This is a genomic window from Brucella intermedia LMG 3301, assembly GCF_000182645.1.
GTDB lineage: Bacteria > Pseudomonadota > Alphaproteobacteria > Rhizobiales > Rhizobiaceae > Brucella > Brucella intermedia.
The window spans coordinates 2,510,783-2,531,540 of record NZ_ACQA01000001.1; the positions used below are offsets into that span (position 1 = coordinate 2,510,783).

Consider the following 20,758-nt stretch of genomic DNA (forward strand, 5'->3'; position numbering starts at 1 on the left):
GTCGCATAAATCGGGGGGCTACTCAAGCTATTCCGTCCATTCCGATCTATTCGGAGACCGGATGGCCATCAAAACCCTGTGCGATCAGAAAATCATACGCCTCCATGACCTCAAGGGGAACTGCCTGCGCGATCTGGTAGCCCTTGGCGGGATATTCCAGGATACGCTGCAGGTCGCCCGTCATCTCATGGACAAGCATTTCAACCGGATGATCAGCCGTCGGCTGGTCCTCAAAGGCGGTGAGCGGCGCGGTGATGCTTGCGCGCGCTTCCGGCCATTGCCGGGCCACGGTCGCCAGGACGCGGCGCTGGGTCTGCGGCTTGGTCACGAGAATGGCGCTGATGGCGCCGGGGGCGAGTTTTTCGCGGCTGAACCTTATGTTTTCGCCTATATTGGTGGCGTTGGGCTCGATCGTGATAGCTTTTTCCGGCACGCCGCGCCTGATGGCTATCTCGGCGAAGGCTTCCGCTTCGCTGTTCTTATAGAGTTTCTCCGTCCAGTGACCGCTTTTGCCGGTGAACACGAGCCACGTCGCCATGCCCTCCAGAAACAGATCGGCGGCCCTTTCGGCCACGCGCGGATCGTAGCTGCCAAGCCCGATGATGACATCGGCGGTTTCAAGCGGATCATAGATGCAGTGATAATCCCACAGCACCCGGGCGGCGTTCAGTACGGATGATTTCATGTGAAGTCGATTGCCTGCAATGCGCTGCCATTGCGCTTCAGCCAAGCCTTGCAGCGCTCCGTATCGGGGCAAAGCTCATGGCAGAGTTTCCAGAATTTCGGCCCATGGTTCATCTCGATGAGATGAGCCACCTCATGGGCGACAAGATAGTTGATCACCGGGGCAGGCGCCATGCCGATGCGCCAGGAGAAGGAAAGGACACCGTCCGAAGTGCATGATCCCCAGCGGCTTTTCGTATCCTTGAAACGCACCGCCTTGGCCTTGCGGCCCACAGTGGTGGTGTGACGGACGACAAGCGCCTCGATCTCGCGCCTCACGTCGCGCTTGATGTGATCGGCAACGCGGCGCGGCAGATGTGCCGGGTCACCATGGACGAGCAGAATATTGCCTTCGAGAAGCTCGGTCGTGCCGCGTCCGGGCTGATGCACGATCTTGTGCGGAACGCCGCGCAGGGGAATTTTGATGCCGGCGCGCACGCCCGGCTGGTCCGGCAGTTTTGCGATACGGCTTTCGATCCAGCCCTCGTGGCGGTTGAGGAAGCTCAACACGTCGCGCTCGGGAAGTCCGGGCGGAACCGTGATGCGCAATCCCTTGCCGCCTGCTTCTATGCGCAGGGTCAGCCTTTTGGCCCGCGGATTCTCGAAGACGCGCAAGGGAAGTTCCCGTCCGGCGACCGCATGAATGCGTTCGCTGCGAACTGTCGTCGTTCCAGCGGATGCCCCTTTACCGCTGATTTGCCGAAGAAAGGAAAGGCCCATCCTTCAAGAATAAGCGATTCGCTCCGGAGCGCATCCCGAAAAGTGCAAAGCGGTTTTCGGGATGCAACTTGCGTGGAACGTGTTGAAAAAGCCGGTATTTCTGTGAAAGACAGGAAAACGGCGCGGTCAAGCCGCGCCGTCCAATGATTTTTCAGGTCCGTTTCATCGATCAAAGATCGGTGATGTCGTCCTTGCCGCCTTTCGCGCGCGGGGCAGGCGTCTTCTTCGAGGCCGCACGGCGCTCGGCCATGAAGCGGTCGAATTCTTCCTTGTCGCGGGCGCGGCGAAGTTCGGCGGCATAGGCCTCGAATTCGGCGCGTGCTTCTTCAAGCTTGCGGCGTTCTTCGGCCAGTCGCTCCAGCTCGGCGCGACGCCAGTCGTCAAAAGCCTCGTTGCCGGTTGTGCCGCCGAAGTTGAAGCTTTCGCCCTTGCGGCAGTTGCGGAACGAGCCGAACATGGAATCGGTCTTCTCGTTCATGCCGCGCTTGAACCCATCGAGGCGATCACCCCCACAGGATATAGGCGAGCATGGCAAGGCCAAGCGGCCAGAACAGGAAAAATCCGAGCACCATCAGCGCAATCGTGGCTGGCGTCCATGCCGGGCGGATCAATGCAGTATTGGTCATGGTCTGCTCCGTCAAAAAGCGCATGCCATTCAACCGTTCGACAATCGTCCGGCCACATGCGCGAAACCAGGGCCTGCCAGCCCACCCATACGGGGATTTTCTTCTGGCGGCTTGACTTCGACGTGGTGAAAAGATTGCGGCTTTTCAAGAATGCAACCGGAGGATTCAGGCTGCGCGCCCCGTAACCAATGTGATTAATTCGAAATTTTTTTGCGAAGATGTTCGAGAAAAGTCACGCAAAGCCCAGCTATCAGCGCCCAGAAGGCAGAGCCGATGCCGAAAAATGCCATGCCGGAGGCTGTCACAGCAAAGGTTATGGTCGCCGCAAGCCGCTCCTGTTCATCCTTGAGCGCCAATGACATCGCATTGATGAAAGGGCCTGTCAGCGCCAGACCGGCAACAAGGGCGATGAGTGTCACCGGCAATACGGCGAAGATCGCGACAAGTGATGCCCCGAAAAGGGCAAACACCACATAGATCGCGGCATAGACCGGGCCGGTGAGCCAGCGCCTGGCGGCATCGGGATGCGCGTCTGGATTGGTGCAAAGCGCTGCCGAAATCGCGGCAAGGTTGGTGGTCGACGCGCCGAATGGAGCCGTCAGCAGGGAAAACAGGCCGGTTACGCGCAGGCAGGCGCTGGTCGGCGGCTCATAGCCTGAAGCGCGCAGCACGGCGAAACCCGGCAGGTTCTGCGACGCCATGGTCACCAGATAGAGCGGGATCGCAAGGCCGATCATCGCACCCATGTTGAACTCGGGCCAGATGAGGGTGAGCGTGGAAATCTCGGGCGCGGGCAGGGCGGGCGACCGCCCCGTGACCAGAGCAAAGACCATGCCGATGACCAGGACGGCAATGACGGCGAGCGACGGATTGAACAGGCGGATGACGAAGAACAGCGCTACCAGTGGCAGAACGAAAACCGGATCGCCGGGCACGGTCTTGGCGGCGGCAATGACGAAACTGAGCAGCACGCCTGCAAGCATGCCCGACGCAACGGAAGCCGGGATGCGCGAAACGAGCACCGACAACTGGCGGATAAGCCCGGTGGCGACGAGCGCCAGTGCAGTCACGATGAATGCGCCGACTGCTTCCGGCATGCTGAAACCGGCGCTGGCTCCGATGAGCGCCAGGCCCGGTGTGGACCAGGCTGCGATGATCGGCATTTTGTAGCGGATGCTGAGCCAGGCGGATGAGGCGGCAATCGCAAGGCATATCGCCGTGACCCAGCTTGCGGTTTCGGCCTGTGTGGCGCCCAGCACCTGCGCGGCCGCAATGATGAGCGCCAGCGTGCCGCCGAAGCCGACAATGGCTGCGACAGCGGAGGAAGCGAAAACCGAAAACCGCATGACTGTGCTCCGTTACGATTTTTCGCCGATGCGTTCCGCCAGACCGGACACGGTGCGGATGAGGAGATCGAGATCCTGCGGTCGCGACAGGCGATGGTCGCCATCGCGCACCAGCGTCAGGGTCACGTCGTCGACGGGCAGGTGTTCCACCAGCGTCAGCGCGTGCCTGTAGGGAACATCCGGGTCCTGCATGCCCTGCAGGATGTGGACCGGACAGCCGGTCTCAATGATGCCGTTGAGAACCAGGTTCTTTCGTCCGTCCTCGATCAAGGCGCGGGTATAGATATAGGGATTGGGCGAATATTCGGAGGGTTCTTCGAAATAGCCTTTTTCCTGAAGATCGTTTTTCTGCGCTTCGGAAAGCGTGGGTTCAACGAGCACGGCGGTAAAATCAGGAGCGGGTGCTATCAGCACGATCCCGGCGGGCGGGTTGCCTTCCTTCATGAGTTCCTGCGCCATGCGCAGCGCAATCCAGCCGCCCATGGAGGAGCCGACCAGAATCTGCGGGCCTTTGGCATATTTGCGGTAGACGGCAAGGCTTTCGTTCAGCCAGCGCGAAATGGTGCCCTGATTGAAATCGCCGCCGGAGGAGCCGTGGCCGGAATAGTCGTGGCGTAAGGCGCTGTGCCCGGTCTCCGCCGCCCATTCGTCGAGAACAACAGCCTTGGTGCCCAGCATGTCCGAACGATAGCCGCCGAGCCAGACGACACCCGGAGACTTGCTTCCGGCTCTGTGATGCAGCGCGATTTTCGCTCCGTCCACGTCGATGAATTCCGGCCCCGCAACGTTCATGTCAGATCTCCTCGATTTGCGGGATTGTTTTGGCATGTTCGGAAAAGAGAGAAAACCCGCCATCTGAAGCGAGGCCCTTGAAATGACGGCAAATGTGACCGATATGCCGCTTGTCCGCCGCGAAATGATGATAAAAAGCACGTTTATCACGCGGGGGTGATTTTTCCTGACAAAGATGCTATTGACTTCGCCGCCTGCTTGACGACATTTCCGCGATCAACTGCGGTTTGATCGGGGACATGCCGTCTGGCAGCAAGCATCCGACCGCATGAGACGTAACAATTAGGAGATAACGACCATTCGCCGACCCTTTAGAGCGACGCCGGTTCAGAAAGACGGACCGCGCTCCAACCGTGATATCCGGGTTCCCCGGGTTCAGCTTATCGATGCCGAAGGCCAGAACCATGGTGACGTTTCCATTCAGGAAGCGCTGGCCATGGCGGAAGAAGCCGGTCTCGATCTCGTTGAGATCGTGCCGAATGCCGAGCCTCCGGTTTGCAAGATCGTCGACCTCGGCAAGCTGAAGTATCAGAATCAGAAAAAGGCCGCCGAAGCGCGCAAGAAGCAGAAAACGGTTGAAATCAAGGAAATCAAGATGCGACCGAACATCGACACCCATGACTATGAGGTGAAGATGAAGGCTGCTCAGCGTTTCTTTGAGGAAGGCGACAAGGTGAAGGTTACCTTGCGTTTCCGCGGACGCGAAATGGCGCACCAGGAACTTGGCATGAAGCTTTTGCAGCGCGTCAAGGAAGACACTGTTGAAATCGCCAAGGTCGAGTCCGAGCCGAAGCTTGAAGGCCGTCAGATGATGATGGTTCTCGCTCCGCGCTGAACATTTCGAAATGCCTTGGAAAAGCCGCCTTCGGGCGGCTTTTCATTTCCCCGGACAATTTTGGGATCATGGAACTGCAATGAAGACTTTGGGCGAACTGGGGAAATATCAACAGCGGCGGCGTTTTGCGATCGGTGCGGTCATCGTGCTTCTGGTGGTGGCGCTGCTTTTCGTAGGCTCGCGGTCGGCCGGGCATTTTCACGAATATATCGAGGCTTTCGGTCTCAGTCTGATCGTTGCAGCCATTATCGGTCGCATGTGGTGCACGCTCTATATCGGCGGGCGCAAGAGCGCGGAAATCGTGCAGAGCGGTCCCTATTCGGTCACGCGCAATCCGCTCTATGTGTTCAGCAGCATCGGTGCGATGGGTATTGGCGCGCAGACCGGCAGTCTCACCATCGCGATCACTTTCGGCGTGCTTTGCTATCTCGCTTTCTCGGTCGTCATCCGGACGGAAGAGAAGTTCCTGAAGCAGAATTTCGGCAAGCCTTATGAAGCCTATTGCGCCAGTGTTCCGCGATTCTTTCCGAATCCTTCGCTTTTTCGTGACGACAAGGAACTGATCGTCCGCCCCGACCGGCTTTACCGCACGTTCACGGATGGTCTGGTGTTTTTCGTCGCCTATCCGTTTTTCGAGTTCGTGGAATATTTGCAGGACACCAATGTCCTGCCGGTGCTTCTGCATCTTTATTGACGTCCGGAGTGCGATTCAGCCCAATTCGGGCATTGCGTTTTGCGGTCTTTGAGCCTATAAGGCCGCGTTCGAACCGCCCGGCAGGGCATGCCGTGGCGGTTTCGTATGCTTTTCGGGCTTGGTCAGTCCGGAAGTGAAAACAGAGTTCCGGTCGGTCGCAGATACCGATGCCGCTTGAAGCAAGAGGCGTTGAGTGCCGCAGGCACGACGGGGACTAAACAAAGGAGTAGCAAAATGCCCAAGATGAAGACCAAATCGGCCGCCAAGAAGCGGTTCAAGATCACCGGCACCGGCAAAATCAAGGCCGCAGCTGCTGGTAAGCGTCATGGCATGATCAAGCGTTCGAACAAGTTCATTCGCGATGCACGCGGCACCATGGTTCTCGCCGATGCCGATGCAAAGATCGTGAAGCAGTTCCTGCCGAACGGCCTCTAAGATTAGTCTGAGAAGGAGATCATAACATGGCACGCGTAAAACGCGGCGTTACCGCCCACGCAAAGCACAAGAAGGTTCTGGATCAGGCTGCTGGTTTCCGTGGCCGTCGCAAGAACACCATCCGCACCGCCAAGGCTGCAGTTGACCGTTCGAAGCAGTATGCTTACCGCGACCGCAAGAACCGCAAGCGCTCGTTCCGCGCTCTCTGGATCCAGCGCATCAACGCTGCTGTCCGTGAGCAGGGCCTGACCTATGGCCGTTTCATCGACGGTCTTGCCAAGGCTGGCATTGAGATCGACCGCAAGGTCCTGTCCGACATCGCAATCCACGAACCGGATGCGTTCGGTGCGCTGGTTGCATCGGCAAAGAAGGCTCTCGAGTACCTCAAGAACACCGAGACGCCGAACGCTTTTGAAGGCGCTGTCCGCTAAGCCAGCCGCCTTTCCCAAGCAGTATCGATAAATTTGGGGACCCGCGCTGGCTCGGCTGGCGCGGGTTTTCCCTTTTGGGGAGTTCAAACCGGGCATGAAGGATGAACCGGGCAAGCTGCGACTGGATCTGGATGCGGACGATCTCCGCAGCCTGCTGGTTCTGCTCGTCCAGAGCCAGGGCAAGCGCATTTCAAGCGCTGTCATCGGCGGCCATCGTGTCTGGATCAAACGCTATGATGCCGAAAGGCGTCCGCTCCCGAAGCGTCTGCACAGCCTGATTTCGCCGCTTCTTCCATACCCCTTCCTGCGCAGCCCGAAGGATGTCGGAGAAGCAGGCATGGCCGACCGCGAAGAGCGCAAGATGAGTGCTTTCCTGCAGGCTGGCTTCCAGGTGCCAAGGATCGTCTACCGCCATGGAGCGGTGATGGTTTTGAGCGATGTTGCACCGATCATCCAGGATCGGCTCGACCATCTGCGCCATGATGACCCGCAAGGACATGACGCGCTTCTCATCCATTGCGCGCGTGCGTTGGCTGACGCGCATGCGGCCGGGCTTTGCCACGGGCGTCCGCACCCGCGCGATTTCTTCGAGAAGAACGGCATGGCCGGTTTTCTGGATTTCGAAGAGGAGCCGGAGACGGTCATGCCGCTTGCCGCCGCGCAGGCGCGCGATGTCTGGCTGCTGTTCTTCCAGATCACCGCGCAGGCGCGCCTTGCAGAGACGCCGCAACAGGCGTTCGCGGTTTACCGGACGGTAGCACCGGCAGCAGTGCTTCCGGAACTGAAGAAAATCGTCGGATTTTTCCGATTTACCATCGCGCCGTTGCGGCTGTTCCGCCGCATTTTTCTTGGCGGCGACGGAAGACGGCTACTGCAGGCGATGGAATTTTTTGACGCAAATCTTGATGCGTCTCACCAATCAGGTCAAAGAGAGTAACGACAAGGCTTCTTTGGCTGCAAAGCAAAATATGTGGAGCGCCAAGGCGCGACAGGGATTGAACCAAGAGGCGTGGAGCGCCAAAGGCGCGACAGGGATTTAAACAAATGAGTGATCTAGAACAACTCGAACGGCAGATTCTCGAAGACATCGCGGCGGCGGCTGACGAGCCGGCGATTGAAGCCGTGCGTGTCGCGGCCCTTGGCAAGAAGGGCTCGGTTTCGGAAAAGCTGAAGACGCTGGGCAGCATGACGCCGGAGGAACGCCAGGCGCAGGGGCCGGCCATCAACGGCTTGAAGAACAGGGTTACCGAGGCGCTGACCGAGCGCAAGACCGAGTTGCGCCGTCAGGCGATTACAGCGCGCCTTGAGCGCGAAAAGGTCGATGTGACGCTGCCTGTGCGTGAAAGCGCTGCATCGCGCGGCCGCATTCATCCGATCTCGCAGGTGATCGACGAGATCACGGCAATCTTCGCCGATATGGGGTTCTCGATTGCCGAAGGTCCGGATATCGAAACCGACTATTATAATTTCACCGCGCTGAACTTCCCTGAAGGCCATCCGGCGCGTGAAATGCACGATACGTTCTTCTTCAATGCGGATGAGAAAGGCGAGCGCAAGCTTCTGCGCACCCATACCTCGCCGGTGCAGGTGCACACGATGGAGAAGTTCGCCGCAATCCGTGATCAGGAAGGCCGCGACGAGCCGATCCGCATCGTCATCCCCGGCAAGACTTACCGCATGGATTCCGACGCGACCCATTCGCCGATGTTCCATCAGGTCGAGGGGCTTGTGGTCGACAAGTCGGCCAATGTCGCCAACATGAAGTGGGTTCTGGAAGAGTTCTGCAAGGCCTTCTTTGAGGTTCCTTCGGTCAAGATGCGCATGCGCCCGAGCTTCTTCCCCTTCACCGAGCCATCGGTTGAAGTGGACATCCAGTGCGACCGTTCCGGCCCGCATGTGAAGTTCGGCGAAGGCAATGACTGGCTCGAAATTCTGGGCTGCGGCATGGTGCATCCCAATGTGCTGCGCGCTTCCGGCTATGACCCGGACGTCTATCAGGGCTTTGCCTGGGGCATGGGTATCGACCGCATCGCAATGCTGAAATACGGCATGCCTGATCTGCGCGCCTTCTTCGACGCCGATGTGCGCTGGATCGAACATTACGGTTTCCGTCCGCTCGACATTCCGACGCTTTTCGGCGGACTGAGCGCATGACGCAACTGCCCGAACCTTATCGCGATGCCGTGACCTTCGCCTTTGGCGATTCGCCGGAACTCGCCGATGAGCTGCTTGCGCTGGTGCTCGCGGGTCGGAAGACCGCGACCTGTGCCGCGCTTGCCTCATTCGGGGAAGACGGCGAGCCGATGCCGGTCATCGGACGTCGCGATGTGGTTCTGGACGGTCGGGGCCGCCCTGCCGTGGTGATAGAAACCGTCGAACTGACGGTCCGCCGCTTTGATGAAGTTGATGCCGCCTTTGCGGAAGATGAGGGGGAAGGCCCACTGGATGACTGGCGAAAAGGGCACGAAGCCTATTTTCGCCGCAACGGCGGCTTCTCTCCGGACATGAAATTGCTTTGCGAGCGCTTTCGCGTGGTCGAAGTGCTCAAACGCTGAAATTTAGGAAAGAACACGATCATGAAATTCACGCTTTCCTGGCTCAAGGATCACCTTGAAACCGATGCGACACTGGACGAAATCGTTGAGAAACTGACCGATATCGGTCTGGAAGTGGAATCGGTCGATGACCGCGCAGCTTTCAAGGCCTTCAAGATCGCCAGGGTTTTGACGGCAGTCCAGCATCCGGATGCCGACAAGCTGCGCGTACTTTCCGTCGATGCGGGCGACGGCAAGCCGGTTCAGGTGGTCTGCGGTGCCCCCAATGCACGGGCCGGTCTGGTCGGTGTTCTGGGCCGTCCGGGCGACTACGTTCCCGGCCTGGATGTCACGCTTTCCGTCGGCAAGATTCGCGGTGTTGAAAGCTTCGGCATGATGTGCTCCGAGCGCGAGCTTGAGCTTTCCGACGAGCACAATGGCATCATCGATTTGCCGGAAGATGCGCCGGTCGGCACCAGCTTCGCCACCTATGCCGGGCTGGACGACGCGGTGATCGAGATCGGCCTGACGCCGAACCGCGCCGATTGCACCGGCATTCACGGCATTGCACGCGATCTCGCCGCCGCAGGTCTCGGAACGCTCAAGAACACGCTGCCGGAAGCCGTCAAGGGCGAGGGCGAAACCCCGGTCAAGATCATTCTGGATCAGGATGCGAAGCACCCGTTCTGCACCGGATTCGCGCTGCGCATGGTCAAGGGCGTCAAGAATGGCCCAAGCCCGAAATGGATGCAGCAGCGTCTCAAGGCGATCGGCCTGCGTCCGATCAACGCGCTGGTGGACATCACCAATTATGTGACTTTCGATCAGGGCCGTCCGCTGCATGTCTTCGATGCGGCCAAGGTCAAGGGCAATCTGACGGTGCGGGCTGCGAAGGATGGCGAAACCATTCTCGGCCTCGACCAGCGGGAATATAAGTTCAAGCCCGGCATGTATGTGATCGCCGATGAAAACGGTCCCGAATCGATTGCCGGCATCATGGGCGGTGAACATTCGGGCTGCGATGAGAACACCACCGATGTGCTGATCGAGTCCGCTCTGTGGGACCCGCGCATGATCGCGCGCACGGGTCGCGAACTCGGCATCGTTACCGATGCGCGCTATCGCTTCGAGCGCGGCGTCGATCCGGAAATGATGGTGCCGGGAGCAGAAATTGCGACCAGCCTGGTGCTGGAACTGTGCGGCGGCGCGCCAACCGTTCTCGATGTTGTCGGCTATGGTAAGCCGGAGCCGCGCGTGGTCGATTTCCCGGTGTCGGAAGTCAAGCGCCTGACGGGCATCGACGTGCCTTACGAAACGTCGCTCGATATTCTGAAGCGCCTGGGCTTCGGCGTCGAAGGTGATGGCAAGGTCATCAAGGCAATTGTTCCGTCATGGCGCGGCGATGTGGAAGGCAAGGCCGACCTCGTTGAAGAAGTCATGCGCATTCACGGCATCAACCGGATCGACCCACAGCCGCTGCCAAGCCACGGCGCGGTCAACGGCCGTATCCTGACGACATTGCAGATCAGGACGCGTCATGCCCGCCGCATGCTCGCCTCGCGCGGCATGATGGAAGCCGTAACCTATTCCTTCATTTCTGAAGCGCAGGCGAAGGCGTTTGGCGGCGGTAAGCCGGAACTGAAGCTGGCGAACCCCATCGCCGCCGATATGTCGGACATGCGCCCGTCGCTGCTGCCGGGGTTGCTTGCCGCTGCCCAGCGCAATGCGGATCGCGGTTTTGGCGATACGGCGCTGTTCGAGGTCTCGGGCATCTATGAAGGCGACACACCGGACGACCAGCGTCGCGTTGCGGGTGGCGTGCGTCGCGGCACCGCCAGGGTCGACGGTTCGGGTCGTTTCTGGGCCGGCAATGCCGCGCCCGTCGGCGTGTTCGACGCCAAGGCCGACGCGCTCGCAGCACTTGAGGTCGCCGGTGCGCCAGTTGACCGAATCCAGATCGAGGCTGGCGGTCCCGAATGGTTCCATCCGGGCCGCTCGGGCACACTGAAACTCGGGCCCAAGGTCGTGCTTGGTTACTTCGGCGAGTTCCATCCGGATACGCTGGAAGCGCTCGATGTTTCGGGCGCGCTTTGCGGCTTCGAAGTCTATATCGACGCGATCCCTGAGCCGAAGGCGAAATCCACACGCACCAAGCCTGCGCTCAACCTCTCGCAGTTCCAGAGCCTCAAGCGCGATTTTGCGTTCGTGGTGGATGCAGACGTGGAGGCGGGCAATGTCGTGAAGGCAGTCTCGACTGCCGACAAGAAGCTGATTGTCGGCGTTCAGGTCTTTGACGTGTTCACGGGTGCATCGCTCGGCGAAGGCAAGAAGTCCATTGCGGTCGAAGTGCTGTTGCAGCCGCAAGACCGCACATTGACGGATGAAGATCTGGAAACGCTGTCGAAACAGGTTGTGGCAAGCGTCGCAAAACAAACCGGCGGCGTTCTTCGCGGGTAAAACCGCCATGTGATGAAGTTGAAAGCGCCAGCCTGATGAATTCGGGCTGGCGCTTTTTGCATTTGGAAATATGATCGTGGAATTATGCAATATATTTTTGAATTTATAATTGCCGGAAAAGGATAGATATGCGCTATTTTCAGGCCACCTTCATTTTGTTTTTATTTTCTCTTTCTGGGTTGTCTTTCAGTACGGCGTCCCCGCAATCAAGGCTGGATGAAATCATTGCCCGCGGTGTGTTGAAAGTCGGCACACCGGGCGATTACAGCCCGTTCAGCTTCAAGGACCCGAAGACCGGAGCGTTCACCGGACTTGATATCGATCAGGCCCAAAGTCTGTCAAAGGCTCTGGGCGTGCGTCTGGAAATCGTCGAAACATCCTGGCCAACACTCACGCAGGATTTTCGCGACGACAAGTTCGATATCGCGATGGGTGGTGTTTCCATCACCCTGGAGCGGCAGAAGATCGGTTTGTTTTCCCGTCCCTATCTGGAGGATGGAAAGGCTCCGATTGCACGCTGCGCCGACAAGGATAAATTCAGGACAATTGCCGAGATCGATAAGCCCGGCGTCAAGGTTATCGCCAATCCGGGCGGAACGAATTCGATCTTCGTCCATGACAATATCAAACAGGCGCAGATCATCCCATGGAAGGACAATAAAAGCATCTTTGATGCGCTTGCCGCCGGAGAGGGTGATGTGATGATTACCGACGGCGCGGAAACGCACTATCAGCAGAAGCAGCATCCCGGCATTCTATGCGCTGTTGATGTGGAGAAGCCATTCAATCATATCGACAAGGCTTACTGGATACAGCGCGATCCCTACTGGGCCGCATTCGTCGACCAGTGGATCGACCTGTCGAAAAGAGATGGCAACTTTGAGGCGATCCGTGACAAGTGGCTCAACTGACGAGATTAGAGCATTTCCAGCAAAACTGTGAAACGTCTACGCGGGGAAATCAGTTCACCGGACTGATTTCTTATCCCGCTTCGATGCGTTGGATAATGCGATAAAACAAATAGTTAGAGCGGTTCCGGCGATTCTGTCAGAACAGGAACCGCTTTAGGCTTCCCGCTCGTACGGGTGGGAATGGCCATCAATGCCATATCGATGATCTTCTGCACCGCGGCGCGCGAATTGCCGTCGCGGGCTTCAAAAGAAATGCTCTGCTGGATCATGTGATAGAATTCGGTCATCTGCACGATATCGGAGTCGGCCGGCAGGTCGCCCGCGGCTACCGCTTGCTGCAGGCGGTTTGAAAGCCGCTCATGATTGGCGTGACGGATGGCCTGGAGAAATTCCTTCACAGGCACATTTTCCGGTTTGCACTGGATCGAGCAGACGCTGATCATGCAGCCGCCCGCCGGGCAGGCAAAGGCGCTGTCGGCGGATTTCTCCAGCCATTGGCGCAGGCCCTCATGAATGGTGGGCGCATTTTCAAGCGCGTCGAAGGGGACTGCGCCAATGGTGCGGCGATAATAGTCGACAGCTTCACGGAATGCCTGCTCCTTGTTGCCGAAGGCGGCATAGAAGCTTGGCGGCGTGATGCCGATGGCGGTCGTGAAATCGTTGATCTGGGCGCAGTCATAGCCCTTGGCCCAGAAAACTTTCATCACCTTGTCCAGCGCCGCGTCGCGGTCGAAGCTGCGCGGACGTCCGCGTGGAACCATTTTTCTCCCTTTCTATAATCATCCTTATATAATTCTCTTGACCCCTTCGGGCAAGTCGATATTAATTATATAATCAATACTATATAAATAGGATTCGTCCCATGAACGATACGTGCGATTCTGCCCTGGCGGCGGAAGGGGTCCCTGCGTCCGCGCAAAAGGCGCGGGCAATCCCGCTCGTCGTCTATTGCCTCAGTCTCGGCGTTTTTGCGCTCACGACTTCCGAACTCATGATTTCGGGAATGCTGCCCTCCCTTCAGGTGGCGTTCGACCGTTCCATTGCCGATATCGGCAATCTCATCTCGCTTTACGCGCTGGGCATGATGATCGGCGGGCCGCTGGTAACAATATTGTTTCTGGCGCTGAAGATCGAGAACAAGCGCGGGCTCCTGCTTTTGCTGGTCTTTTATGCGGCCGCGCAAAGTGTAGCCGCTTCCACAAGCAGTTTTCAGGTTCTGCTGATCGCGCGTGTGCTGACCGGCATGGCTGCGGCCACGAGCTTCGGGTTGATGCTTGCCATCACGGCGCAGCTTGTCGGACCGGAACTGCGCGGGCGCGCGTCCTCGCTCGTCTTCGCAGGCCTCATGCTTTGCACCGTCTTAGGCGTCCCCATCGCAACGGCAATCACCAATGCGTTCGGCTGGAGGGCGAGCTTCTGGGCCATTGTTGTTCTGATCCTCGTCTGTGCGCTCGTCATTGCAATCAAGATCGAATCTTCGCCCGATGCGCCGCAGGCCGATCTGCGCTCCGAACTGAAGGAAATGCGCAAGCCGAAACTCTGGGCCGCCTACGCCACAAGCGCGCTGGTCATCGGCTCTTCCTTCGCCGTCTACAGCTATCTGTCGCCGATCACGGTGCAGCTTGCAGGTTTCTCGGCCATGCAGGTGCCATTGCTGCTTGCCGTTTATGGCGGCGCCAATATCGTCGGCAATTATGTCACCGGGCGCTTTGCGGATCGCCACACGATCCCGACCATCGCCATCGGCCTCGTTCTGATGCTGTCTGCGATGCTGATTTTTGCGCTTTTCGCAGAATTGAAGCCTGCTGCAATTCTCGCCATCGTGATGATCGGCCTGACGGGCATTGCGCTCAACCCCGCCTTCATTGCGCGGGTGATGCGGATCGCTCATCCCGGAGCGCTGGTGAACGCGATGCATGCATCGGTCATCAATATCGGTCTGGGGCTCGGGCCGTGGATCGGCGGACAGGCGATGGAGGCCGGCTATGGCCTGCATGCGCCGCTATGGGTGGGCTTCGCCATGACGCTGGGCGGTCTTCTGACGCTCGCTCCACCAGCCTTGCGCCGGATGTAAAAAGGAAGGGAGCCCGTGAGGCTCCCTTTTTGTTTGGGGCATCCAATCAGAGACCGGTCAGCGCAAGCTGGTGTTCATTGTAACGCTCGCCTGCAATCAGGTTCGGCGTGGACACTTCGTCCAGTCGTCGCAGGTCTTCCGGCGTGAGCACAACTTCGACGGCTTTCACATTGTCTTCCAGATGGCGGATTTTGCGCACGCCGGGGATCGGCACGATGAAATCACCCCGGCTCAATACCCAAGCCAGCGCCAGTTGTGCGGGCGTGACCTGCTTTTCCTGCGCGATCTCCACGATGCGATCCACCTGCCGGTTGTTGGCTTCCAGATTGCCCGGCTGGAAACGCGGCAGCGTCTTGCGGAAATCGTCCTCTGCAAGGTCTGACTGCGAGCGCACCGTGCCGGTCAGCATGCCGCGCCCGAGCGGGCTATAGGGTACGAAACCAATGCCGAGTTCGCGACAGACCGGCAGAACACCCTCTTCCGGATCGCGAGCCCATAGCGAATATTCGCTTTGCAGCGCGGCGATCGGATGGACCGCATGCGCGCGGCGCAGCGTGGAGGCGCCCGCTTCGGAAAGACCGATCGCCCGAATCTTCCCCTCATCGATGAGGTCCTTCAAGGTGCCGACCACATCTTCGATCGGCACGGACGGGTCGACGCGATGCTGGTAGAACAGGTCGATCACATCGATACCGAGCCGCTTCAGGGAAGCCTCGGCCACGTCGCGAATATGTTCGGGACGGCTATCGACACCCTTCGTCTGCCCGTCTTCGATCCTGAAGCCGAACTTCGTTGCAATCGTCACCCGCTCCCTGAAGGGCTTCAGCGCCTTGCCGACGAGTTTCTCGTTCTCGAACGGGCCATAGACCTCCGCCGTATCGAAAAAAGTCACGCCGAGATCGACGGCGCGGTGCAGTGTGCGGATCGCGTCCTGCTCGTCCTGTCCGCCATAGGCATAGGTCATACCCATGCAGCCGAAACCAAGGGCGGAAACGCTCAATTGCGGGCCGAGTTTGCGCTGTTGCATTGTAGTTCCTTTCGAATGACTGATTGAAATACTGAATTTGTGCGGGAAATCGGGAGGCGAACCGGCTGGAGGCACTTTCAGGGCGGCTGCAGTCCGGAGGGATCATGCCGTGAACCATAAAACAGGGCGATCAGTTCGATAATGCCGATTTATTTTCACGGGTTGTTCTGTAATTTATAACAATGAATCGAAGCCAACTGTCACAGCTTGCCGTTCTTGCCGCTGTTGCCGCGCATGGAAGTTTTCGGGGCGCGGCGCGGGAACTGGCGATTGCCCCCCCTGCCGTCAGCCATGCGGTGGCTACGCTGGAGGACAGTTTGGGGGTGCGCCTTCTGGCGCGCACGACGCGCAGCGTCGCGCCAACGGAGGCGGGCCGCCGGCTTCTGAAGCGGCTTGCGCCCGCGCTGGCGGAAATCGATCAGGCGCTGGGCGCGGCGCTGGAGACAAAGGACCGCCCTGCGGGGATCCTGCGCATTTCCGCCCCGCTCGTCGCCACGCAGCTGATGCTTGCGCCTCGCCTTGGTGAATTCGTCCGGCACTATCCCGACATCACTCTGGACCTGCGCATTGACAACGCCTTCACCGATATCGTCGCTGCCGGTTTCGATGCGGGTGTGCGGCTTGGCGAAAATCTGGAAGCCGACATGATCGCGGTGCGGCTCGGCGGCCCGCAGCGCGGCGCCGTGGTGGGATCGCCAGCCTATTTCGAAGCCCGTCCGGCCCCTTCGCATCCGCGCGATCTGGCGCAGCACCGCTGTTTGCGTCAGCGCTTTCCGGGAGGGCGGCTCTATCGCTGGGAGTTCGAGAAGAACGGCCAGATCGTGGAAATCGGCGTCGAAGGGCCGCTGATCGCCAACGACAACGGCATCCTGCTCGAGGCGGCGCTCGCCGGCGCGGGTTTGGTCTGGTTGTTCGAGGATTATACGCGGGATTTTCTGGCCGAGGGTCGGCTGGTCCGGGTTCTGGAAGACTGGTGTGCGCCCTTCGAGGGGTTCCACCTTTATTATCCAAGCCGCCGCCAGATGCGCCCGGCATTGCGCGCATTCATCGACTTTTATCGTCATGGAACAGGAACCGACAGATGAACACGCTGCCGGAGCATTTGCGCTACGCTGGTCTCTCGCCTTCACAGCAGCGGAATGTCTTTTCGCACATGGTGCTGGAAAATCCGATGCTGGCGGACGCGCTGCATCGGCTGCGAGACCTGGGCGGAAAGGCGTCCGGGTCCTGGCTCGTTTCGGGCGCGCTTTACAACACCATCTGGAACCGGCTGACCGGACGGCCCAACCTGCATGGAATCAAGGATCTCGACATCATCTATTTCGACGACAGCGACCTTTCCTGGGAAGCGGAGGATGCGGTTATCGCGCGGGGCGCCGAGGTCTTTCGCGATTTTCCGCTTCCCGTCGAGATGCGCAATCAGGCACGGGTGCATCTGTGGTTCGAAAAGCGGTTCGGACAGCCTTATCCGCCGCTTCGTTCCGCGACCGAATCCATAGAGCGTTATTCGACGATCGCCCATTGCGTAGGCGCGCGGCTGGCCAAAGACGGCGAGACGGGGGATCATGGGCTCATCATCCACGCTCCTTTCGGTCTCGACGATATTTTTTCGTTTCGCATTCGGCCCAATCGTGCCATCGATAACCGCGAAACGCATGAAATCAAGGCGGCCCGCGCGCTGCAATTCTGGCCGGAACTGACCGTTCAGGGCTGGGACGCGCCGGAATGAATTCATAAGAACGAGGGAATTGCATGTTTCGTTGGGGTATTCTTTCCACCGCCAGGATCGGTGTCACGCAGGTGATTCCCGCGCTTTGCGCGTCCGAAAATGGCGTCGTTCATGCCATCGCAAGCCGTGATCAGTCACGTGCCCGATCGGTTGCCGACCGCTTTGGTGCGCCGCTGGCATTCGGTTCCTATGAGGAGCTCCTCGCAAGCGACGCCGTCGACGGCGTCTATATTCCGCTGCCCACTTCGCAGCATATCGAATGGAGCCGCAAGGCAGCCGAAGCGGGCAAGCATGTCCTGTGCGAAAAGCCGATCGCGCTCAGGGCCGACGATATCGACCAGCTCATCGCGGCCCGGGACAGGCATCAGGTCACGATAGCCGAAGCCTTCATGGTCTATTACCATCCCCAGTGGATCAAGCTGCGCGAACTTTTGGCCGAAGGCGCCATCGGCAGGCTCCGCCATGTGCAGGGTGTCTTTTCCTATTTCAACGTCGATCCGGACAATATGCGCAACCAGCCTGAACTGGGCGGCGGTGCTCTGCCGGATATCGGCGTCTATCCGACCGTCGTGACCCGTATGGTCACTGGTCAGGAACCGCTGTCGGTCCAAGCGTCGGTGGAATATGATCCCGCCTTCGGCACCGACCGCTATGCTAATGTTTCGGCCCGTTTCGACGGCTTCGATCTGACCTTCTACGTCGCGACGCAGCTTGCAGGACGCCAGACAATGGTTTTCCATGGCGACAAGGGTTTCATCGAAGTCTATGCACCGTTCAATACCGGTAAATATGGCCACGGCAGCGTCGCGCTTTTCGATGCCGGACACACGCGAGCGAGCGAATGGTCGTTCGGTGATGCCAATCATTACCAGCTTCAGGCCGAAAGCTTTGTGCGGGCCGCACGCGGCGACAGGGATGCGCGGCTGTTCTCGCTCGAAAATTCCAGGGCGAACCAGAAATTCATCGATGCGATCTATCGTGCGGGCAAAACCGGCGGGAGCGAGACAGTCCGTTGATCCTGTAAGGAATATCGGGCAAGGAATCTGTCTTTGTCCGGTTCTTGTGACTTGCAGTGAAAAACCGCGTTTCTTATATACGCCTCGCACAGGGCATTGATGTGCGTCTGGAAACCGGAACCGGTATCCGGATATGCATCGTGAAAAGAGCATTGTGAAACCGATAGGAACCGCCCATGGAACGCTCGGTAGAGGTCTTGGCGGTTTGCTGAATGGAGAGAAATATGGCTAAAGTTATTGGTATCGATCTGGGAACGACCAACTCCTGCGTATCCGTCATGGACGGCAAGAACGCGAAGGTCATCGAAAATGCCGAAGGTGCGCGTACAACCCCTTCGATCGTTGCATTCAGCGATAGTGACGAACGTCTCATCGGCCAGCCTGCAAAGCGTCAGGCCGTCACCAATCCGGAAGGTACCATTTTTGCGGTCAAGCGCCTGATCGGCCGCCGCTTTGACGACCCGATGGTCGCCAAGGACAAGGACCTGGTTCCATACCAGATCGTCAAGGGCGACAATGGCGATGCCTGGGTTGAAGTCCACGGCAAGAAATATTCCCCGTCGCAGGTCTCCGCGATGATCCTTCAGAAGATGAAGGAAACCGCTGAATCCTATCTCGGCGAAACGGTCACGCAGGCGGTCATCACCGTTCCGGCCTACTTCAACGACGCTCAGCGCCAGGCAACCAAGGATGCCGGCAAGATCGCCGGTCTTGAAGTGCTGCGCATCATCAACGAGCCGACTGCGGCAGCGCTTGCTTACGGTCTGGACAAGAACGATGGCAAGACCATCGCTGTCTACGACCTTGGCGGCGGCACCTTCGACGTGTCGGTTCTTGAAATTGGCGATGGCGTCTTTGAAGTGAAGTCGACCAACGGCGACACCTTCCTCGGTGGTGAAGACTTTGACATGCGTCTGGTCGAATACCTCGTTTCCGAGTTCAAGAAGGAAAGCGGCATCGACCTCAAGAACGACAAGCTCGCTCTGCAGCGCCTCAAGGAAGCTGCCGAAAAGGCCAAGATCGAACTGTCGTCCTCGCAGCAGACCGAAGTCAATCTGCCGTTCATCACGGCGGATGCCACCGGTCCGAAGCACCTTGCCATCAAGCTGTCGCGCGCCAAGTTCGAAAGCCTGGTCGACGATCTCGTCCAGCGCACCATCGAGCCTTGCAAGGCTGCGCTGAAGGATGCCGGTCTCAAGGCTGGCGAAATCGACGAGGTTATTCTGGTCGGCGGCATGACCCGCATGCCGAAGATCCAGGAAGTCGTTAAGGCCTTCTTCGGCAAGGAACCGCACAAGGGCGTCAATCCTGATGAAGTCGTCGCCATGGGCGCGGCAATTCAGGCCGGCGTTCTGCAGGGCGACGTCAAGGACGTTCTGCTGCTCGACGTGACCCCGCTTTCGCTCGGCATCGAAACGCTGGGCGGCGTGTTCACCCGTCTGATCGACCGCAACACCACGATCCCGACCAAGAAGTCGCAGACCTTCTCCACCGCCGAAGACAACCAGTCGGCCGTGACGATCCGCGTCTTCCAGGGCGAGCGTGAAATGGCTGCCGACAACAAGATGCTCGGCCAGTTCGACCTCGTCGGCATTCCGCCCGCACCGCGTGGCGTGCCGCAGATCGAAGTGACCTTCGACATCGACGCCAACGGCATCGTCAACGTGACGGCCAAGGACAAGGGCACCGGCAAGGAACACCAGATTCGCATTCAGGCATCCGGTGGACTGAGCGATGCCGACATCGAAAAGATGGTCAAGGACGCCGAGGCGAATGCCGAAGCCGACAAGAAGCGCCGCGAGGCCGTGGAAGCCAAGAACCAGGGCGAAAGCCTCGTTCACTCGACTGAAAAGTCGCTGAGCGAATATGGTGACAAGGTTTCGGCTGACGATAAGAAGGCCATTGAGGATGCGCTTGCAAGCCTCAAGACCGCGCTCGAGGGCGATGATGCCGACGACATCAAGGCCAAGACGCAGACGCTCGCCGAAGCTTCCATGAAGCTCGGTCAGGCCATGTATGAAGCCGCTCAGGCTGCTGAAACCGGTGCTGCCGGCGGTAGCGAAGAGAAGGCTTCAAACGACGATGTTGTCGACGCCGATTATGAAGAAATCGACGACGACAAGAAGAAGTCGTAATTTCAGGCTTAATACGCTCAAGCCCGGGGTTTGCCCCGGGCTTTTGCCAATTTTCGAGATGTTCATATTCGCAGGTTTTGTATAAGTCCTGCATGCTGGCCGGTGTCGGTGGAATACCGATGGAAATATCGGGCAAAGCCTCCATTTGAAAAATCGCTCTGGCCTGCATACATCTTGAAAAGCACGAGACGGTTTCGGGCAAAGTGGGTGTTGATACTGAAACCCGGAGTGCTCCTCCGACATATGGGTCGGGAAAGGCACTTCGATTGATGA

Annotated in this window: 20 protein-coding genes and 1 pseudogene; 14 read left to right on the top strand and 7 right to left on the bottom strand. The window is 58.8% G+C overall.

The window, feature by feature from the left end; genetic code table 11:
- Nucleotides 1-46: 46 nt before the first annotated feature.
- From OINT_RS12045 to OINT_RS12065, 5 genes and pseudogenes are all read right to left on the bottom strand, one after another.
- The gene (locus OINT_RS12045) at nucleotides 47-685 is read right to left on the bottom strand and encodes a YdcF family protein (RefSeq protein WP_039852811.1); all 639 of its coding nucleotides are present in this window, start codon (nucleotides 683-685) and stop codon (nucleotides 47-49) included.
- Complete coding sequence (locus tag OINT_RS12050) at nucleotides 682-1,443, bottom strand: M48 family metallopeptidase (protein ID WP_006468092.1); 762 nt, start codon at nucleotides 1,441-1,443, stop codon at nucleotides 682-684. Before OINT_RS12050 ends, OINT_RS12045 begins: the two co-directional genes overlap by 4 nt.
- A 169-nt stretch (nucleotides 1,444-1,612) precedes the next feature.
- Nucleotides 1,613-2,069: pseudogene (locus OINT_RS12055) on the bottom strand (DUF2852 domain-containing protein).
- A gap of 194 nt (nucleotides 2,070-2,263) precedes the next feature.
- Nucleotides 2,264-3,415, bottom strand: coding sequence for a benzoate/H(+) symporter BenE family transporter (locus OINT_RS12060; RefSeq protein WP_006468095.1), 1,152 nt, complete (start codon nucleotides 3,413-3,415; stop codon nucleotides 2,264-2,266).
- Nucleotides 3,416-3,427: 12 nt separating this feature from the next.
- Complete coding sequence (locus OINT_RS12065; RefSeq protein WP_006473269.1) at nucleotides 3,428-4,207, bottom strand: alpha/beta hydrolase; 780 nt, start codon at nucleotides 4,205-4,207, stop codon at nucleotides 3,428-3,430.
- 298 nt (nucleotides 4,208-4,505) lie between these two features.
- Between OINT_RS12065 and infC the strand changes: the two genes are divergently transcribed.
- The 9 genes from infC to OINT_RS12115 all read left to right on the top strand — a co-directional run bounded on the left by infC (nucleotide 4,506) and on the right by OINT_RS12115 (nucleotide 12,504).
- Nucleotides 4,506-5,042 carry a translation initiation factor IF-3 gene (gene infC, locus OINT_RS12075; RefSeq protein WP_075041821.1) on the top strand — a complete coding sequence of 179 codons (537 nt, stop codon included), beginning with the start codon at nucleotides 4,506-4,508 and terminating at the stop codon, nucleotides 5,040-5,042.
- Nucleotides 5,043-5,121: 79 nt separating this feature from the next.
- Nucleotides 5,122-5,736, top strand: a complete 615-nt coding sequence (locus OINT_RS12080; protein ID WP_006468097.1) for a methyltransferase family protein — start codon at nucleotides 5,122-5,124, stop codon at nucleotides 5,734-5,736.
- 234 nt (nucleotides 5,737-5,970) lie between these two features.
- The gene (rpmI, locus tag OINT_RS12085; RefSeq protein WP_006473268.1) at nucleotides 5,971-6,171 is read left to right on the top strand and encodes a 50S ribosomal protein L35; all 201 of its coding nucleotides are present in this window, start codon (nucleotides 5,971-5,973) and stop codon (nucleotides 6,169-6,171) included.
- A 26-nt stretch (nucleotides 6,172-6,197) separates the two neighbouring features.
- The gene (rplT, locus tag OINT_RS12090) at nucleotides 6,198-6,602 is read left to right on the top strand and encodes a 50S ribosomal protein L20 (protein WP_006468099.1); all 405 of its coding nucleotides are present in this window, start codon (nucleotides 6,198-6,200) and stop codon (nucleotides 6,600-6,602) included.
- Between the two features lie 94 nt (nucleotides 6,603-6,696).
- Nucleotides 6,697-7,539, top strand: coding sequence for a BUD32 family EKC/KEOPS complex subunit (locus OINT_RS12095; RefSeq protein WP_006468100.1), 843 nt, complete (start codon nucleotides 6,697-6,699; stop codon nucleotides 7,537-7,539).
- A gap of 107 nt (nucleotides 7,540-7,646) precedes the next feature.
- Nucleotides 7,647-8,756 (top strand): phenylalanine--tRNA ligase subunit alpha, encoded by a 1,110-nt coding sequence (gene pheS, locus OINT_RS12100; RefSeq protein WP_006468101.1) that lies wholly within the window; start codon nucleotides 7,647-7,649, stop codon nucleotides 8,754-8,756.
- Nucleotides 8,753-9,157: an ASCH domain-containing protein gene (locus tag OINT_RS12105; RefSeq protein ID WP_006473267.1), complete on the top strand. Its 405-nt coding sequence runs from the start codon at nucleotides 8,753-8,755 to the stop codon at nucleotides 9,155-9,157. The genes pheS and OINT_RS12105 overlap by 4 nt, the downstream gene beginning before the upstream one ends.
- 21 nt (nucleotides 9,158-9,178) lie before the next feature.
- Nucleotides 9,179-11,593, top strand: a complete 2,415-nt coding sequence (gene pheT / locus OINT_RS12110; protein ID WP_006468102.1) for a phenylalanine--tRNA ligase subunit beta — start codon at nucleotides 9,179-9,181, stop codon at nucleotides 11,591-11,593.
- A 128-nt stretch (nucleotides 11,594-11,721) separates the two neighbouring features.
- Complete coding sequence (locus tag OINT_RS12115; RefSeq protein ID WP_006473266.1) at nucleotides 11,722-12,504, top strand: transporter substrate-binding domain-containing protein; 783 nt, start codon at nucleotides 11,722-11,724, stop codon at nucleotides 12,502-12,504.
- A gap of 113 nt (nucleotides 12,505-12,617) precedes the next feature.
- Here the strand turns inward: OINT_RS12115 and OINT_RS12120 are convergent, their stop codons facing one another.
- On the bottom strand, nucleotides 12,618-13,265 hold the full coding sequence (locus OINT_RS12120; RefSeq protein ID WP_006468103.1) for a TetR/AcrR family transcriptional regulator: 648 nt from the start codon (nucleotides 13,263-13,265) through the stop codon (nucleotides 12,618-12,620).
- 101 nt (nucleotides 13,266-13,366) lie between these two features.
- Between OINT_RS12120 and OINT_RS12125 the strand changes: the two genes are divergently transcribed.
- Complete coding sequence (locus OINT_RS12125) at nucleotides 13,367-14,578, top strand: MFS transporter (protein ID WP_006468104.1); 1,212 nt, start codon at nucleotides 13,367-13,369, stop codon at nucleotides 14,576-14,578.
- Between the two features lie 46 nt (nucleotides 14,579-14,624).
- Here the strand turns inward: OINT_RS12125 and OINT_RS12130 are convergent, their stop codons facing one another.
- Nucleotides 14,625-15,605, bottom strand: coding sequence for an aldo/keto reductase (locus OINT_RS12130; protein WP_006473265.1), 981 nt, complete (start codon nucleotides 15,603-15,605; stop codon nucleotides 14,625-14,627).
- Between the two features lie 182 nt (nucleotides 15,606-15,787).
- Here OINT_RS12130 and OINT_RS12135 point away from each other — a divergent pair, with 182 nt between their 5' ends.
- From OINT_RS12135 to dnaK, 4 genes are all read left to right on the top strand, one after another.
- Nucleotides 15,788-16,690 (top strand): LysR family transcriptional regulator, encoded by a 903-nt coding sequence (locus tag OINT_RS12135; protein WP_006468106.1) that lies wholly within the window; start codon nucleotides 15,788-15,790, stop codon nucleotides 16,688-16,690.
- Complete coding sequence (locus tag OINT_RS12140) at nucleotides 16,687-17,334, top strand: nucleotidyltransferase family protein (RefSeq protein WP_006468107.1); 648 nt, start codon at nucleotides 16,687-16,689, stop codon at nucleotides 17,332-17,334. Before OINT_RS12135 ends, OINT_RS12140 begins: the two co-directional genes overlap by 4 nt.
- 23 nt (nucleotides 17,335-17,357) lie before the next feature.
- On the top strand, nucleotides 17,358-18,350 hold the full coding sequence (locus tag OINT_RS12145) for a Gfo/Idh/MocA family protein (RefSeq protein WP_006468108.1): 993 nt from the start codon (nucleotides 17,358-17,360) through the stop codon (nucleotides 18,348-18,350).
- Nucleotides 18,351-18,574: 224 nt separating this feature from the next.
- Nucleotides 18,575-20,485 (top strand): molecular chaperone DnaK, encoded by a 1,911-nt coding sequence (dnaK, locus tag OINT_RS12150; protein WP_021587596.1) that lies wholly within the window; start codon nucleotides 18,575-18,577, stop codon nucleotides 20,483-20,485.
- Nucleotides 20,486-20,758: the final 273 nt, after the last annotated feature.